We start from the raw sequence: 16372 nt of genomic DNA on the forward strand, positions 1-16372 counted from the left end.
GCCCTATGTTTATTACGATTGTAATAAAATGTTTGCGCTATTACCGCTGTAATATATTAAGCGTGTTTTAGCGTTGAAATCATGGCAGAAGGATTGCCCGAAGCAAATACCGAACTGCCCGCAACCAGAACATTAGCGCCCGCAGTATAAAGTTTACCGGCGTTGCTTTTATCCACGCCGCCGTCAACCTCAATCAGGGCTTTTGAGTTGCGTTTTGCAACAAGGTCGCGCGTCTCTGATACTTTTTTGTAGGTATTTTCAATAAAGTGCTGACCACCGAAACCCGGGTTTACAGACATTACCAATACCAGATCCAGGTCGGCTATGATATCATCCAGCAAAGCCACCGGCGAGTGCGGGTTAATGGCTACACCGGCCCTGCAGCCTGCTTCTTTAATAAATTGGACGGTACGATGCAAATTAGGGCAAGCCTCCAGCTGCACGGTTAAACCATAAGCGCCGGCATCGGCAAAACGTTTGATATAACGATCAGGCTCAACAATCATTAAATGCACATCAAGCGGTTTGGTAGCGTGTTTTTTAGCTACCTCGGCCACCGGGAAACCAAATGATATGTTAGGCACAAATACACCATCCATAATATCCACATGTATCCAATCAGCCTCGCTGGCATTCAGCATTTCGATATCGCGTTGCAGGTTACCAAAATCAGCCGATAAAATGGATGGGGATACTAGGTGCGTCATTGCAGATTGTATTAGTGTGCTGCAAATATAGTTATTTCATTTGCTTCGCGTCATTGCATTTGGTCATTGAGTCATTAAGTCATTGGAAAGTTTGCCATTTAAAGCGCAGCGAAAAACGACGGGATGTCTAAAGGAAATATTAATGACTGAATGACCAAATGACGCGAAGCTAATGACTGGCAAAACCAGCTAATCGCAGTTCTGCAATAAATCGAAATATTTCTTCATAAGCACGAGGTCATAGTTTACAAGCGAGTTGTAAGCCTCGGTCACCAGTTCGGTAAGTATAGACGAGCCAAGTTGGCCGCCTCCGTTGGGGATGGAGTCGTAATAGGCAATAAGTTCTTTCACCCTTATAATTTCGTACAATAACTGTTGCACCAGGTCAGCATTCGGGCCTGCCGGTTTACCAGAATTATTGCCGCTATTGAGGAAATCTAAGGGGTTGGTAGGCGTAGAATTCATCGTCAAGTTGCGGATCGACTATCAGCTTTTATGCATTACTATAAAAATTATTAAGTTGAATAGACAACTTTTTGTTTTAAAAAAATGAAAATAATTAAAACAATTTCTCTGTTAAAAGGTAAAAGCCTTGTTTCCAAGGCTTTTACCCCTCCCAACCTCTCCGTCAGCTGACGGAAGGGCTTAAAGAGTTAATTATTTTTAAAGCCTCCCCTTCGGGGAGGTTGGTGGGGTGTTATTTAGCTTCAGGTTTTTCAGGCTTAGGTAATAACACTTTGCGAGAAAGTTTTAATTTACCTTGCTTGTCAACATCCAGCAATTTAACACGCACTTCGTCCCCTACGTTAAAAATGCCGTCCATGGTTTCAAAACGTTTGTGATCAATCTCTGAAATATGCAGCAAACCGTCTTTACCCGGCATAATTTCAACAAATGCGCCGAAAGGCATAATTGATTTCACTTTACCTTCGTAAATCTCGCCTACCTCAGGTTTTGAAGCAATGGCTTTGATACGGCGTACAGCAGCGTCAATAGACTCTTTGTTATCGGCAAAGATCTGAACAATACCCTGGTTGTCAACTTCCTCGATAGAGATGGTTGCACCGGTTTCGCGTTGCATTTCCTGGATAATTTTACCACCCGGGCCAATAACCGCACCAATAAATTCTTTATCAATTTTGATGGTGATGATACGCGGAGCGTGCGGTTTGTAATCCTCGCGCGGCGCGCTGATGGTTTTAGCCATTTCGCCAAGAATGTGCAGACGGCCATCTTTAGCCTGATTCAAAGCGTTGGTTAATACTTCGTATGAAAGGCCATTGATTTTCAGGTCCATTTGTACCGCAACGATACCGTTTTTAGTACCGGTTACTTTAAAGTCCATATCACCCAGGTGATCTTCATCGCCTAAGATATCAGAAAGAATAGCGTATTTGGTACCCATTTCATTAGTGATGAGGCCCATTGCGATACCTGATACCGGGTTAGTGATTTTAACACCGGCATCCATCAAAGCCAATGTACCGGCGCAAACCGTAGCCATTGACGATGAACCGTTTGATTCTAAAATATCAGAAACTATACGAATAGTGTATGGATTTTCATCACTTGGTGGTAATACTTGTTTTAACGAACGCATGGCCAGGTTACCGTGGCCAATTTCGCGGCGACCGGCACCACGGTTTGGACGAACCTCGCCGGTTGAAAAACCAGGGAAGTTATAGTGCAACAAGAATTTTTGATATCCATTAATAAACGCGCCGTCAATCATTTGCTCGTCGTCTTTAGCGCCTAAAGTAACGGTGGTTAATGATTGGGTTTCGCCACGGGTAAAGATAGCCGAACCGTGAGCAGCAGGCAGGTAACCCACCTCGCTCCATATCGGGCGAATCTGGGTAGTAGTACGACCGTCCAAACGTTTACCTTCGTCCAATACCAGGTTACGGATAGCGTCATACTCTACATCATGGTAATATTTTTTAGCCAATGATTTGGTGATATCATCAATCTCGCCTAAAGTTTCAATATACTCATCGCGTACCGCTTTGAATTTTGCAGCGCGTTCTTCTTTGGCAGAAGCTTCGGCGGCAATAGCATAAACTTTATCGTAAGTAGCAGCATAGATAGCTTTTTCAAGCTCATCATTGCTGTGCTCATGGCTATAAGTACGTTTTTGTGTTTTACCGGCCTCAATAGTCAATTCTTTTTGAATAAAGCATTGTACTTTGATAGCCTCGTGTGCAAACTTGATGGCCTCAACCAGTTCTTCTTCCTGAATCTCTTTTGACTCGCCTTCAACCATGTTGATATCGTGCTCGCTACCTGCAACAATAAATTCTAATGTTGCGTTAGCTAACTGGCTCAATGTTGGGTTGATAACCAGCTTACCATCAATTTTAGCTACGCGAACTTCTGAGATAGGTCCATTGAAGGGAATATCAGAAACTGCTAAAGCAGCAGATGCCGCCAAACCGGCTAAAGCATCAGGCATGATGTCTTTATCGGCAGATATTAAGCTGATCATTACCTGCGTATCGGCATGGTAATCATCAGGGAACAGCGGACGTAAAGCGCGGTCAACTAAACGAGAGATCAATACCTCATAGTCTGACAAACGGGCCTCACGGCGCAGAAAACCACCCGGGATACGGCCTGTTGCAGCGTATTTCTCCTGATAGTCAACAGAAAGCGGTAAAAAATCAACGCCCTCTTTAGCCTCAGGCGATGAAACTACAGTAGCCAGCAACATGGTGTCGCCCATTTTAACTACTACTGATCCATCAGCTTGTTTGGCCAGTTTTCCGGTCTCGATCTCGATGGTGCGTCCATCGCCCAGATCAATCACTTTTTTAATTACATTTAAACTCATTTTGTTTTTGTTGTGATGTGCTTTTCATCTTGGGGAGCACATCGGTTTTTATGGTGTGTAAATTGTTGCGTAAAATTAAAAAAGCCATCCACAATGAGACGGCTTTTTTAAAAAAATAAGTTTTGATTACTTGATGATATCTCTCAGCTGCAATGCTTTGATGATAGCACGGTATCTTTCAATATCTTTTTTGTACAGGTAAGCTAATAACGCACGACGTTTACCTACTAATTTCTGCAGTGATAACTGCGTAGAATAATCGTGTTTGTTTTTTTTCAAATGCCCGGTTAAGTGAGCAATACGAGTGGTGAATAAAGCTACTTGTCCTTCAGCAGATCCTGTATCTTCAGGCCCTTTGCCGTGTTTTGCGAAAATTTCTTTTTTCGCTTCAGTACTTAAATACATTACTTGAATAATATTAAAGCGTTAAATATTTTTGTTAATTGTGGGGCAAAGGTAATGTTTTAATTCAAAAGTAAAAAGTTAATATTCAAAAGATTTATTGGTTTGCAACCGGTGCTGCAATATCTTTTGACTCACTTTCTACCCCTTGTTTTTGACGCTGTAATATAGTGTTATGACCAAACACCGTAAAATGATCGGGACGATCCTTATCCGGCGGGAATAATTCCAACCTGACATAATTATATGACTGAAAAACCAGATACCCATGCATTACCTGCGAGCCGGCAGCAAAATCTATCGGCGTAGGTTGTTGGGTAAAATTGATGTGATAACTCATGGCCTGTTCCCTATCGGTATAAGTAAAAACAGCATGTACCGAGTCGATAAATCTGACACCGGTGGTCATTACCTGCTTTTTAAAATAAGTGCGCCAATTGCCCAGCAGGTCCTTATAAGTTGGCAACCGCGGAGCATCGTTCCATGATGGCTGTTTTATCTTCCTCAAAACAGCACCATGCTGATAGGTGGTATCTGCCCCTTTGCCTATTGGCCACCCAATTCTGATTAAAGCAGTACTGTCATTCAAAAGTTTGATATAACCACTCACGTATTTAGGATGCGTGCGTTTAGGTTCAATGGTAAATTTAAATTCCATGTATCTGTCACCAGGTTTTTGGATACCGCAAGTATATTTAAACCGGTTAAATATAAAACCATCCTGTTGTAACCAGGCGCCGGTGCTGTCGCTGCTGAATAAAATGTTGGCTTTTTTGTTGCGGGTAAACTCCCAACGTCCCGCCAGATCTTTGGCGGTGTAGGTTTGGGCGTTTGCGGCAGCGGTACCGACCATTAAAATAATGGCAAGTTTAAGTTTTCTAATCATTTTGCGGATTAAGGTTTAGCTCAAATATATCGATACAATTCAATTATCATTATCAACCCATCAAAATATTTCGATAGCTTCCTACACAAATGAGATTTGATGTATCCGCGGTTTTTGAATTATAACTATTTATTTTTGATTTATGAACTACGCCACCTTTGAAACCGAATACCGTGTTCGTCCTGACGACATAGATATGTTTCGTCACGTACATAACAGCAAATATCTGGACTATGTGCTGGCCGCCCGTTACGACCAGATGGAGCGCTGTTACGGTATGTCAATGGAACATTTCTTACAAAACGGTTATGGGTGGTTGGTACGCGCTGTTTTTATTGATTACAAGCGCCCGCTTTTATTAGGCGATTATTTTGTAATAACAACCAGTATTGAAAACATAGATGAGAAAAATTGCAGGGTTAAATTCAACATTAAAAATAAAGCTACCAACAAAGTGTGTTGCGACGGATGGTTTGACTTCGTAATGATTACGCTAGCGGATGGAAAATCATGTAAGATACCGGGGCAGGTAATTGCTCATTACGCATCTTTCAAAAAAGAAAACGCCTAAACGTTGCTTAATAGCTAAAAGTTGTACCGGTAACGAAATCTAACGATTTTGTTACAAAATTATCATAAAACAAAAAAAATTTACAGCTAATTTCAGGTCGCATTCAAGATACTACGACCTTATTACATGCCTGAACTTTTCCTTATTAGCCAAGAAACACTCAAAGACTTTGCAGTTTTAAAAGATAATTTCCGATCTATTTCTACCCTGAAAATTGCGGCCGCCAACCATACAGAGTCCCGTGCCGTTGCTCCTGGTTACAACAACTTTAATATAAATGGCGATCTGTTAACTGCGATTGATGCGCTTGCAAAAAAGTTTGATTTACCCAGAATGGCTGTTTTGTCGCAGTCATTTCAGACATTACTATATCGTTATACCGGGCAGGAAGCTACATTGATAACCCATCTTTGTACAAACCAAAATCAGGGCAACACTACCGGTTATCTGGCAGACTATAGCCATTTTGATAACCACACCACGTTTGCATCATTGCTGCAACTACGGCAAACCCCGCATTGGGTAAACCGCGGTTTACTTACCTATGAGCAATTGGATGGCTTTTTAAAAGGCATAGAAACCGGCTCCGAGGTATTACAAACTTTTATATCATACCAGGAGTGCGTTGAGGTTATTGATAAAACTGTCATTGAAACAGCTTTATTGCCATTCAAAAATTTCCATATCGGTTTATTTTTAAGTGCTACACCCAATGGGCTTAAAGCAACCCTGGTTTACAACAGCGTTTTATTAAGCAACGATTTTGCCCATGCTTTTCAACAGCATTATATCAACCTGTTACAGGCGGTAACTACAGACCCCGGCAAACATATCGCTGCCTATCAGCTATTAACCGACGAAGAATGGCAGGCCACGATAATTGATTTTAACAATACCATTGTGCCCTACCCCAAAGCGCGCACCTTGTTTAGTTTTTTTGAGGAACAAGCAGCAGCATTACCTAACCAAATCGCACTGCGCAAACATCAAAAAAATATCACTTATGCCGATTTGAACAAACAGGCAAATCAACTGGCGCATTATCTGATAAACGAAGGCGTTTTACCCGGCGATAACATTAGCTTAATGACGGCCCGCGACTTTGATATGATTGTGGGGATGCTGGGCATTTTAAAAGCCGGAGGGGCCTATGTACCTATTGACCCCGATTACCCGATTGATCGTCAGGAATACATTTACCGGCAATCATCTGTCAAAATGATTATAGCAGATAAGCACTATCCTATTAAATCGCTATTGGGCCCAGAGCAATATTATGTTATTGATGCCGATGAACTGACCGGTTATCCAACTACTAATCCCGACGTAGCTATTAATAGTCGGCAACTGGCCTATACCATTTATACATCAGGATCAACCGGCCGGCCAAAAGGGGTTATGATTGAACATCATTCGGCAGTAAACCTGTGTTTGTGGGTTAACAAGACATTTCATGTAGGCAGTAACGACACCTTGCTGTTCATTACCTCGATGTGTTTTGACCTTTCGGTTTATGATATTTTCGGGATGCTGGCCGCGGGCGGTTGTATTGTGATAGCAGAGCAACAGGAAATACAGGATGTTAAGCAGCTCCAAAAAATGCTTAATAACTATAAAATCACTTTTTGGGACTCGGTACCTACCACAATCGACTACCTGATACGCAACCTTGAACTCACCGAACCAGAGTATAGGTGTAACAGCCTTAAAACTTTATTTATGAGCGGCGACTGGATCGCGGTTGATCTGCCTGAACGCATCAAAAAATTCATGCCGCAAACAAGGGTGGTGAGTTTAGGCGGAGCTACCGAAGGTACTGTCTGGTCAAACTATTTCGAGGTTAAAGAAACATTAAAAAATTGGAGAAGTATCCCCTACGGAAAACCGATTGACAACAACTTTTACTACATATTAAACAGTCAACTACAGCCGGTGCCCATGGGTGTGGTTGGCAATTTGTATATAGGTGGCGCAGGTGTGGCCCGCGGTTATGCCGCCGATCAGGAAAAAACAGATGCGTCTTTTATTCCCGATCCGTTCAATAATGAGCTCGGCGGCATGATGTACCGTACGGGCGACCTGGGCCGCATGGGGCCTGACATGAATATGGAGTTTATGGGGCGTGCGGATAATCAGGTAAAAATCTCCGGCTTCCGGGTTGAACTGGGGGAAATTGAGAGCGTACTTAACAGCTGCGAATTAGTAAACCATGCTGTGGTTTTAGCCAAAGACGATGCTAAAGGGAAAAAACAGCTGGTAGCCTACGTGGTGTTTAAAGGCAAGCCGGATAAAAACAGCCTGAATGCACATTTAAAAAGCAGGCTGCCGAATTACATGGTTCCGTCAATATGGATTACGCTTGATGAACTGCCACTGACATCAAACGGCAAAATAGACCGTAAAAACTTGCCGGAGGCCGAAGAAGTGACGCAGGCTAAAAAATCGGTATCTGCCGCTACCGGGACCGAAAAAATTTTAAAATCTATCTGGCAGGACTGTATGGGATTGAGCGAATTGAGTGTCGAAGATAATTTTTTTGAAATTGGCGGGCATTCACTCATCGCAGCACAGATACTGTCTATCTTCAAAAATGAAACCGGCCACAATTTACAATTGGCTATACTGTTTGAGTATCCGGATATCAGATCGCTTGCTAAATTTATTGACAGCAAACGTGTAGAAGATAAGCCTTATACCTGCCTGGTGCCTATGAAAACTACAGGCACCAGACCGCCGCTTTATATTATACATGGAGAGGGCCTCAATGTATTGAAGTTTAGCCCACTGGTTTCGTTAATAGACCACGACCAGCCAGTTTGGGGATTACAAGCCCGCGGTTTAAATGGCATTGACCAACCTATGGATAATATGCAGGATATTGCCAAAGACTATCTGAGCGAAATTTTACAGCATAATCCCGAGGGCCCCTATTATCTGGCCGGCTATTCGTTTGGTGGCTATGTAGCGGTTGAGATCCAGAAGCTATTGAAGGACATGGGTAAGGAAGCCGACACCCTAATTATGTTTGACACGGACAGCGAGCGCATGGAAAAAAAATTGTGGTACAAAATTATATTCAAAAAAATCATTCGCAACACGCTGCGTTTTCCCGCTTTTGTCAAAGCAAAACTTGCAGATAAAAAAGGCCTGTTTAAATTAACCGGTAACTTAACAGAAAAGCGTACGGGAACTTTTTATGCGCAAATTTCACAGATACGCAAGCAACATGCTATTGCGTTTCGCAACTATAAGTTAACCGACTTTGATGCTAAAGTTATTCTGTTTAAAGCACAAATTTCAGTACACTACCCTAATGATACCGTAACTTATGGCTGGAAACGCTTCGCAAAAAAAGGTGTAGAAGTTGTTGATGTACCCGGTGATCACCTTTCAATGCTGGAACACCCTCACGTAAATACGCTTGCAAAAGCGCTGCAACACCAGTTAGACAAGATGGCTTTTAAAAATACTAAACCTATAAATTATCCCTTTTAATGTGTATACTGCCTATTACCCGCGACAACATCGACGATTGCCTGCCTGCATTTATAAAATCATATAACAGTGCGCCCTGGAACGCCCAATGGACGACCGAAACGGCCAGACTATACCTGAATGAATATTTGGCCAACCCGCACTTTGCAGGTTTTATCCTGAAGGACGAAAACGATGTTATCGGCGCAGTTTGCGCGCATAAAAAAACGTGGTGGACCAACAAGCAGCTCTTTATTGATGAGTTTTTTATATCCCCCGAAAAACAGCGTCAGGGCTACGGCAAACTACTGATGAACCAGTGCGCAGAATATAGCCGGGAAAACGGATTGGAACTATTGGTTTTGATGACAAATAAGTATATGCCGGCCTACAAATTCTATAATAAAACAGGCTATGTCAACGCCGAGCAGTTTGTTTTTATGTTTAAGCAGATTATTTAAAAAAATGATATCTAAAGCCGCAAAAAAAAACTGGGATATTTTTAACTCCAAATTTATCCTGCAGGAAAAACGTTTTATTTGGTTAGATTATGACAAGGGTATCAGCATTATACTGGTTGCTTATGGCCACAGCTACTTTACGCTTACAGATCATGGCTTAAACACATCAGCTTTTCCACTTATCAATTACATCGGCACTTTTTTATGGGGTTTCAGAATGCCGTTGTTCTTTATTGTATCTGGCACGCTGCTATCAAACAGCTTACGTAAACGCGGGTTGGGCGCCTACCTGATTAACCGCAGCAATAACATTTTATACCCATTACTAATTTGGGGTACTGTAGGCATAGCACTATCGTTCGTTAAATCGCGCGATGTGCACGAGGCGGTACAAACTTTCGTTAAATTATTTATCTCGCCGCGAGAGCTTGGGCCGCTCTGGTACCTTAATGCGCTGTTTTTTATCGGCGCTATTTATTCATTGCTCAAAGCAAAAGCTAAAATAAACTCATACCTGCAGCTGGCTATAGGCGCGGTGTTTTTTATTATTGCAGGGTATATAACGGTTAACAATATCAACATGGGCATGCTGACCGATGTATTGGAGTATTACTTTTTCTTTGCCCTGGGCGATAATATATTGAAATTGTTCTTCGACCCGGAGTATGTTAAACGGCTCACATCATGGAAGATATTTTTCCCACTATTTGCAGTGTTTTTGCTTGTTCAATACCTGTGCTGCCAATACAACCTAAATGGCGGCGACGACGGTATTAATTTTGTGCAGCACAAAATGCCATGGTTGTATATGGTTGAATCATTGATTGGCTGCGCGGTATCCATCAGCTTTTCATTCCTGCTGCAAAAATACCGGTGGTTTAAATTTTTGCGCATTGTGGGTTACCACTCTTTGTTTATTTATATTATGCAAATTATCACCATGAATGCCGTGCGTGCTATTTTGGTAAATGCCCTTCACATAACATATGTACCAGCCCTGTTTATGGCGGTATGGTTCCTGGGGGTATTTATCCCGATATTGGTTTATAATATCTGCCTCAAAATAAATGCATGGTGGCTGTTTACCTTTAAAAAGCCAAGGCAGCATTATGAGTTTGTGCAGCAGGCGGAGTTGCAATAGCTATTCTTTTTGTATTAAAAAAAAGAGGTGTCACCCTTCGAGAGCCTCAGGGTGACACCCCGGCTTTCTTATTTTTTACAAATTACTCTCTATCAGCTCAGCATAAAAGTCAGACAATTTCATACCCGCTGCCCTTACCTGCTGCGGTATTAAGCTGGCTGATGATTGGCCTGGCGTAGTGTTGATTTCAATAAAATAAAACTCCTGCGTATCGTCAAGTAAAATAAAATCTACCCGGGCCATACCGCGACAATTTAATCGCAGGTAAACCTCGGTAACTATTTCAGCTATTTGGTTGTACTTGGTCTGTGGCAAATCGGAAGGTGTAATTTCTTCTGACGCCCCGGCGGTATATTTCGCCTCATAATCAAAAAAATCTTTTTTGCTGATAATCTCTGTAGCCGGTAAAACGGTAACCTTACCATGCAGGCGCGCAATACCAATGCTAAACTCACGGCCTTTTATAAATTCTTCAATCAATATCTCATTGTCTTCATGAAAGGCTTTTTCAATAGCTCCGGGCAATTCGCCTGCCGTATAAACCTTACTCATACCCACACTACTACCGCCATTATTGGGCTTAATAAAAAGCGGGAACTTTAAATTAGCCGTGATAGTGCCTATATCATGGCCATCCTTTTTAAACAGACGGATAGACTTGGCCGTATTTAAACCATGAATGCCATGCACTATGTTTTTGGTATAAGCCTTATTCATGGTAATGGCCGATGTAGTAACGTCGCAGGTGTTGTATGGTACCCCAATAATGTCCAGGTAGCCCTGCATTTTGCCGTCTTCGCCCGGCGTGCCATGTATGGTAATGAAAGCAAAGTCAAATTTAATCTTTTCCGCATCGATAGTCAGACTAAAATCGTTTTTATCAATGTCAAAACGCTGGCTGCCCCGCTCATAAAACCAGCGGTCGCGGTTTATTAAAATAGTATAAACGTTGTATTGGGTTTTATCTAAATTATCGGCAATGTTGCGTGCGCTATTCAAAGATACTTCGTACTCGCCGGTGAAACCGCCGGCCAAAAGTGCTATGTTTTTCATGGTCATACGGCCAAAGATAAATATTTTTTCAGGGCGCATACACAATAAACACATTAGTTTTTCAGTCAATATAAATCCGAAATTATCCTTATGTTTGAAGCATAATTAAGTATAATATCTACCAAAACGCTGATGAGTAAATTTGGGTCTTACATAAAAACTAAATCTTTCCGAAATACGCTTTTAATGGCCATTGCCTCTGTTATAGCTGTTGTTTTGATTGCTTTTTTCAGTCTTGATTTTTATACTAATCATGGATCGGGCATACCGGTACCCAAATTAAAAGGTTTACCTATTGAAAAAGCTATCGACATATTGAAAGACCAGGGATTTGATTACCAGGTTGACTCGGTTTATGTAGGTGATACCGCGCCGGGCACTGTTGTTGAGCAAGACCCTGACCCAGGGACTAATGTAAAAGAAAACCGTAAGATATACCTTACCATGGTGACGCTAAAGACACCGCCTACGGCATTACCTGACATTGACCAAATGCCATACATACAAGCCGTGGCCACCCTGCAAAACGCAGGCTTGAAAGTTGGCGATACCACTTACAAGGCAGATATAGCGCTTAACGTAGTTTTAGAAGCCAAAATGGGTGGACAAACACTGAGAAGCGGCCAGCGCATACCGAAAGGCTCGCGCATTGATTTGGTTTTGGGTAACGGCATAGGCGCCAGCGAAGTGGATATCCCTGATTTGGTTAATCAGGATTTAGACGCGGTACGTTTCATTTTAAAAAATGCTAACCTGGGCATAGGTACCATCACCTATGAGGGTGCTATAACCGACTCAAGCAATGTGGTGGTAGTAAGCCAGTTTCCGATGAAAACTGATTCGGCATCGAAGATCAGTATTGGCACCAAAATTAATTTAACCGTTAGTCAGGCTAAAAAGTAATGCGGCAAATTGATGCACCAAGTTTTAAAAGCAGGTTACAAAGCGGCGAGCCGCTTAACCTGTTGGATGTGCGTGAAGAAATTGAATATCATACCTATAATATAGGCGGCAAAAACATCCCGCTATCTAAATTAACTGAAAAACTTAGCCTTGTGCATCATAACAAAACCGACGAAATTATTGTTATATGCAAAGCCGGCTTGCGCAGCCAAACCGCGCAAACAATTTTAATACAAAACGGCTTTACCAACACAATAAACTTAACCGGCGGGCTGTTAGCATTGCAAAAACTACAGGCATAAATATTACACATAACAATGGCTACAAAAAAGGCATCATCAGGCGGTACATTCAGCAAGTTCATTATCACCCTGATAGTTTTAATTATATTAGGTTTAGGCGGCACTGCGGTGTTTTATTATCTGCGCTATTTCGGTCCGCAGGTTACAGCTAACCAGGAGTACTTATACATTCACACCGGCTCAACTTTTGACGACGTTTATAAAACCATCCGCGACGAAAAAATTGTGCGTGACACAGCTACATTTTCATGGGCGGCGCACCAGATGAAATATGTAGGCCATGTTAAACCGGGCCGGTACAAACTAACCGACGGCATGAGCAACCGCAAATTTATACGGATGTTACAGTTGGGCGAACAAGATCCGGTCGACTTGTCATTTCATGTATTCAGAACCAAAGAACAATTTGCGGGCTTTGTAAGTAAAAAAATGGAGGTTGATTCATTGACCTTGCTGCGCTACCTCGACTCGGCCAACTATGTGCAGCAATTTGGTTTGGATACCAACAATGCTTTTGTGATGATCATGCCTGATTCGTACAAACTCGACTGGAATTTATCGGCCGATAAATTTTACCATCGCATGTATAACCATTACCAGAACTTTTGGACGGATGAGCGTAAGCAACAGGCTGCCGCCATCAATCTGACGATTCCGCAGGTGTCAATCTTAGCTTCAATAGTTGACGCCGAGGCTGTTTATGACGATGAAATGCCAACCATTGCCGGGCTATATCTAAACAGATTGCGCAAAGGCATGAAGCTTGAATCAGACCCAACGATTATTTTCGCAATGCATGATTTTACCATCCACCGTGTATTAAATAAATACCTGTCTGTGATGTCTCCTTATAACACTTATGTGCATACAAGCTTGCCCCCCGGCCCTGTAATGATGCCATCGGTAGCAGCGGTTAAAGCCGTATTGAACTATCAAAAGAACGACTACCTGTACATGGTAGCTAAAGAAGACTTTTCGAACCGCCATAACTTTGCCAAAACGCAGGCAGAACATAATATCAATGCGGCCAAATTCCGTAAGGCGCTTACCGAACACCACATCATGAAATAATGTTCGAGAACTCGACTAAGATCAGGGTTCGTTACGGCGAAACCGACCAGATGGGTTATATGTACTACGGCAACTATGCCGAGTTTTATGAGGTGGGCCGCGTTGAAATGCTGCGTAGCCTGGGCCTTACCTATCGCGGCATGGAAGAGTCGGGCATCATGATGCCGGTGCTTGAAATGAAATGCAAATACCTTAAGCCGGCACGTTACGATGAAGAGATCACGGTAAAAGTGATCATGGATAAAATGCCGGGCGTAAAGATCCATTTCAGATACGAGTTATTTAATGAAAAAGACGAACTGATTCACCAGGGCGAAACCCTATTGGTGTTTGTAAACATGGCTACCGGTCGCCCATGCTTGCCGTCGGCTGATTTCCTGGAGAAATTAAAGCCATTTTTTGAGTAAATTAGCCCCTGATGAGATGGTTGCACCGACTATTTTTACGCATTCACCCTTATCGCTCAGTTATTAAGTGGGCGCGATCGGTTGTGCTGCCTGGTTTCGGCAACCTTTCTATCTATGCAGTAGTAGTATCGCTGCTGAATGAAATTCTGGAAGATTCATTGTTAAGCAAAGCATCTGCATTAGCCTACAATTTCCTCCTGGCCCTCTTTCCCGGGACGCTATTTTTATTTACGTTAATAGCCTACATTCCGGGCGACAAGTTTCAGGAAAAGCTTTTAGAGCTTATTCACACCATACTCCCAACTTACGCCTACCTGGCTTTTGAGACAACTATTGAAGATATCATTAAGCATCGAAACGCCGGCCTGTTATCCCTGGGTTTCCTTACCGCTTTATACTTTGCTACCAACGGCGTGAGCAACCTTATGCGGGCATTCAATAACTCATCATTACAATTAGAGAAACGTACCTGGTTAAAGCGGCGTGTTATAGCCATGCTGCTTACCGTTGTAATAACCATTGCGTTGATTATTGCTATAGCTGTCATGATAGCCGGCGAAAGTGTTATTGGCTACCTGCAGGCACATATTGCCAGCAAAAGCCACTTATGGATCTACATTCTGGCGTTATCACGATGGGTAATCATTATTACCATTTTCTTTTTCACCATATCGCTGCTGTACAGGTACGGGCCTTCACACAAACTGAAGTGGCCGTTTTTGAGCCCGGGCTCAATACTGGCTACAGGACTTGCAATCCTGACATCGTTGGGATTTACGTACTACATCAATCATTTCGCCTCGTATAACAAAATTTATGGCTCCATAGGAACGGTTATCGTAGTTATGTTATGGCTGTATTTAAACTCAGCAATTTTGCTGATCGGCTTTGAATTAAATGCCAGTATTGACCTTTCCAAACGCAATATTAAGGTGGTAAAACCAAAATTCAACTCATTTAAGACGGAAAAATTGATAAATTAGAAAAATAACCAGCCTAGTTTTCAAACACTTACCTTCGTTGTAAAGAATTGTTAAAAAAAATGAAATTCCGATTTGCCAATTCCGGCCGGATTTGTACTTTTGTCCCCGGAGAGTTGGCAGAGTGGTCGATTGCGGCAGTCTTGAAAACTGTTGACTGTAACAGGTCCTGGGGTTCGAATCCCTAACTCTCCGCAAATAACCCTGTCAAAAACAGCCAAAAGCCTGCAAATCAAATGTTTGCAGGCTTTTTTTTGGTGCTAATTACCCAATTTATGCACCAAATCACAATAAAAATGTGCGTATTTCGGTGCGTTACCTTTAGTTGTTGCCTTACGCACCGGAATTGATATATACATATACATACTTGATAATCAAACAGTTAATCAACTGAACATCTTGATTATCCTTGATCGCAAACCTAATTTTGTTTCACTTTTAACTGAAGTGGTGAATAAGTGGATTATTTATGCAAACGGCAGTCGCGGTTTGCTCTTACAGTGAGGCTGGCGCGTAACATGAGGCCACCTCGGCGCAACTGCTGATTTACTAGTATCAAACTATATAGTGATAACGCAAGTTGCTTTGATTCCGCTGTCTTAATCATTTACAAAAATGGATTTATTTCTAAAAATTAAATAGGGCTGGAGTTTTTTTATTGTTAAAAAGATTCTTTATACGCTCCCACGAAAAATACTCTGTATAGCTTTGAAATCACGCCGGTTGCTTAACTTCCAAAGCATTTCATATTCTTCATCAATATAGGGTAATGGATCAGGATGGTATTCGATCTGCTTGGTCAAATGATCATATCTTACAATAGTATAGTAATAAAAGCGTAGAGCCTTGATCACCGGGTAAGAACGAATGGATAAACCCGTAAAGCCAGTTATCAGTAGCGCCTGGTTCTGCCAACAATGGAGTTCCTCCGCGTAATTCTCCGTATTTCCATCTAGTCGTATTTTCTGTCGAGAGATATTTCTCCAGCAACAATCGCATCATTCTTGTAGCTCATTTTTATAACCCTTAAAAAAGGATCAAAATCAGTCACCATGAACAATTCATCATTATACACGTAGGGCGACCAATTTTTTTCTTCCCATCGTCGGGCAAGTCCGTGCAAAGAAGTTTGATTTCTGATAACCCCAGCTTCTATATCAACTTCCCCCGAAGCCTGTTGCATA

General features: G+C 42.1%; 16 protein-coding genes and 1 tRNA gene. 10 read left to right on the forward strand and 7 right to left on the reverse strand.

Features of this window, described 5'->3' with window-relative positions:
* Positions 1 to 56: 56 nt before the first annotated feature.
* The 5 genes from rpe to ACFS5N_RS07355 all read right to left on the reverse strand — a co-directional run bounded on the left by rpe (position 57) and on the right by ACFS5N_RS07355 (position 4825).
* On the reverse strand, positions 57 to 707 hold the full coding sequence (gene rpe, locus ACFS5N_RS07335) for a ribulose-phosphate 3-epimerase (RefSeq protein ID WP_377183743.1): 651 nt from the start codon (positions 705 to 707) through the stop codon (positions 57 to 59).
* Between the two features lie 189 nt (positions 708 to 896).
* Complete coding sequence (locus tag ACFS5N_RS07340) at positions 897 to 1172, reverse strand: hypothetical protein (protein WP_377183745.1); 276 nt, start codon at positions 1170 to 1172, stop codon at positions 897 to 899.
* Positions 1173 to 1404: 232 nt separating this feature from the next.
* Positions 1405 to 3537 carry a polyribonucleotide nucleotidyltransferase gene (pnp, locus tag ACFS5N_RS07345; RefSeq protein ID WP_377183747.1) on the reverse strand — a complete coding sequence of 711 codons (2133 nt, stop codon included), beginning with the start codon at positions 3535 to 3537 and terminating at the stop codon, positions 1405 to 1407.
* A 126-nt stretch (positions 3538 to 3663) separates the two neighbouring features.
* Positions 3664 to 3942 (reverse strand): 30S ribosomal protein S15, encoded by a 279-nt coding sequence (rpsO, locus tag ACFS5N_RS07350; protein ID WP_377183749.1) that lies wholly within the window; start codon positions 3940 to 3942, stop codon positions 3664 to 3666.
* A 94-nt stretch (positions 3943 to 4036) separates the two neighbouring features.
* Positions 4037 to 4825 carry a hypothetical protein gene (locus ACFS5N_RS07355; protein WP_377183751.1) on the reverse strand — a complete coding sequence of 263 codons (789 nt, stop codon included), beginning with the start codon at positions 4823 to 4825 and terminating at the stop codon, positions 4037 to 4039.
* Between the two features lie 142 nt (positions 4826 to 4967).
* Here ACFS5N_RS07355 and ACFS5N_RS07360 point away from each other — a divergent pair, with 142 nt between their 5' ends.
* From ACFS5N_RS07360 to ACFS5N_RS07375, 4 genes are all read left to right on the forward strand, one after another.
* A complete protein-coding gene (locus ACFS5N_RS07360; RefSeq protein WP_377183753.1) occupies positions 4968 to 5396 on the forward strand; it encodes an acyl-CoA thioesterase in 429 nt (142 codons plus the stop codon).
* 126 nt (positions 5397 to 5522) lie between these two features.
* Positions 5523 to 8891, forward strand: a complete 3369-nt coding sequence (locus ACFS5N_RS07365; protein WP_377183755.1) for a non-ribosomal peptide synthetase — start codon at positions 5523 to 5525, stop codon at positions 8889 to 8891.
* On the forward strand, positions 8891 to 9331 hold the full coding sequence (locus ACFS5N_RS07370; protein ID WP_377183757.1) for a GNAT family N-acetyltransferase: 441 nt from the start codon (positions 8891 to 8893) through the stop codon (positions 9329 to 9331). The genes ACFS5N_RS07365 and ACFS5N_RS07370 overlap by 1 nt, the downstream gene beginning before the upstream one ends.
* Before the next feature lie 4 nt (positions 9332 to 9335).
* Positions 9336 to 10472, forward strand: a complete 1137-nt coding sequence (locus tag ACFS5N_RS07375; RefSeq protein WP_377183759.1) for an acyltransferase family protein — start codon at positions 9336 to 9338, stop codon at positions 10470 to 10472.
* A 75-nt stretch (positions 10473 to 10547) separates the two neighbouring features.
* On the opposite strand, the gene ACFS5N_RS07380 is transcribed toward ACFS5N_RS07375, so the two are convergent.
* Entirely contained in the window at positions 10548 to 11525 is a 978-nt protein-coding gene (locus tag ACFS5N_RS07380) for a D-alanine--D-alanine ligase (RefSeq protein WP_377183761.1), read from the reverse strand.
* Positions 11526 to 11657: 132 nt separating this feature from the next.
* Between ACFS5N_RS07380 and ACFS5N_RS07385 the strand changes: the two genes are divergently transcribed.
* The 6 genes from ACFS5N_RS07385 to ACFS5N_RS07410 all read left to right on the forward strand — a co-directional run bounded on the left by ACFS5N_RS07385 (position 11658) and on the right by ACFS5N_RS07410 (position 15383).
* Positions 11658 to 12428 (forward strand): PASTA domain-containing protein, encoded by a 771-nt coding sequence (locus ACFS5N_RS07385; RefSeq protein ID WP_377183763.1) that lies wholly within the window; start codon positions 11658 to 11660, stop codon positions 12426 to 12428.
* Complete coding sequence (locus ACFS5N_RS07390; RefSeq protein WP_377183765.1) at positions 12428 to 12730, forward strand: rhodanese-like domain-containing protein; 303 nt, start codon at positions 12428 to 12430, stop codon at positions 12728 to 12730. The genes ACFS5N_RS07385 and ACFS5N_RS07390 overlap by 1 nt, the downstream gene beginning before the upstream one ends.
* Before the next feature lie 15 nt (positions 12731 to 12745).
* Positions 12746 to 13801, forward strand: coding sequence for an endolytic transglycosylase MltG (gene mltG / locus ACFS5N_RS07395; RefSeq protein ID WP_377183767.1), 1056 nt, complete (start codon positions 12746 to 12748; stop codon positions 13799 to 13801).
* Positions 13801 to 14208, forward strand: a complete 408-nt coding sequence (locus tag ACFS5N_RS07400) for an acyl-CoA thioesterase (protein WP_377183769.1) — start codon at positions 13801 to 13803, stop codon at positions 14206 to 14208. The genes mltG and ACFS5N_RS07400 overlap by 1 nt, the downstream gene beginning before the upstream one ends.
* 11 nt (positions 14209 to 14219) lie before the next feature.
* Entirely contained in the window at positions 14220 to 15191 is a 972-nt protein-coding gene (locus tag ACFS5N_RS07405; protein ID WP_377183771.1) for a YihY/virulence factor BrkB family protein, read from the forward strand.
* A gap of 107 nt (positions 15192 to 15298) precedes the next feature.
* A tRNA-Ser gene (locus ACFS5N_RS07410) sits at positions 15299 to 15383 on the forward strand.
* 757 nt (positions 15384 to 16140) lie between these two features.
* Here ACFS5N_RS07410 and ACFS5N_RS07415 read toward each other — a convergent pair.
* Complete coding sequence (locus ACFS5N_RS07415) at positions 16141 to 16371, reverse strand: hypothetical protein (RefSeq protein WP_377183773.1); 231 nt, start codon at positions 16369 to 16371, stop codon at positions 16141 to 16143.
* Between the last annotated feature and the right edge of the window lies 1 nt (position 16372).

This window comes from Mucilaginibacter ximonensis (assembly GCF_042686265.1).
Taxonomy (GTDB): Bacteria; Bacteroidota; Bacteroidia; order Sphingobacteriales; family Sphingobacteriaceae; genus Mucilaginibacter; species Mucilaginibacter ximonensis.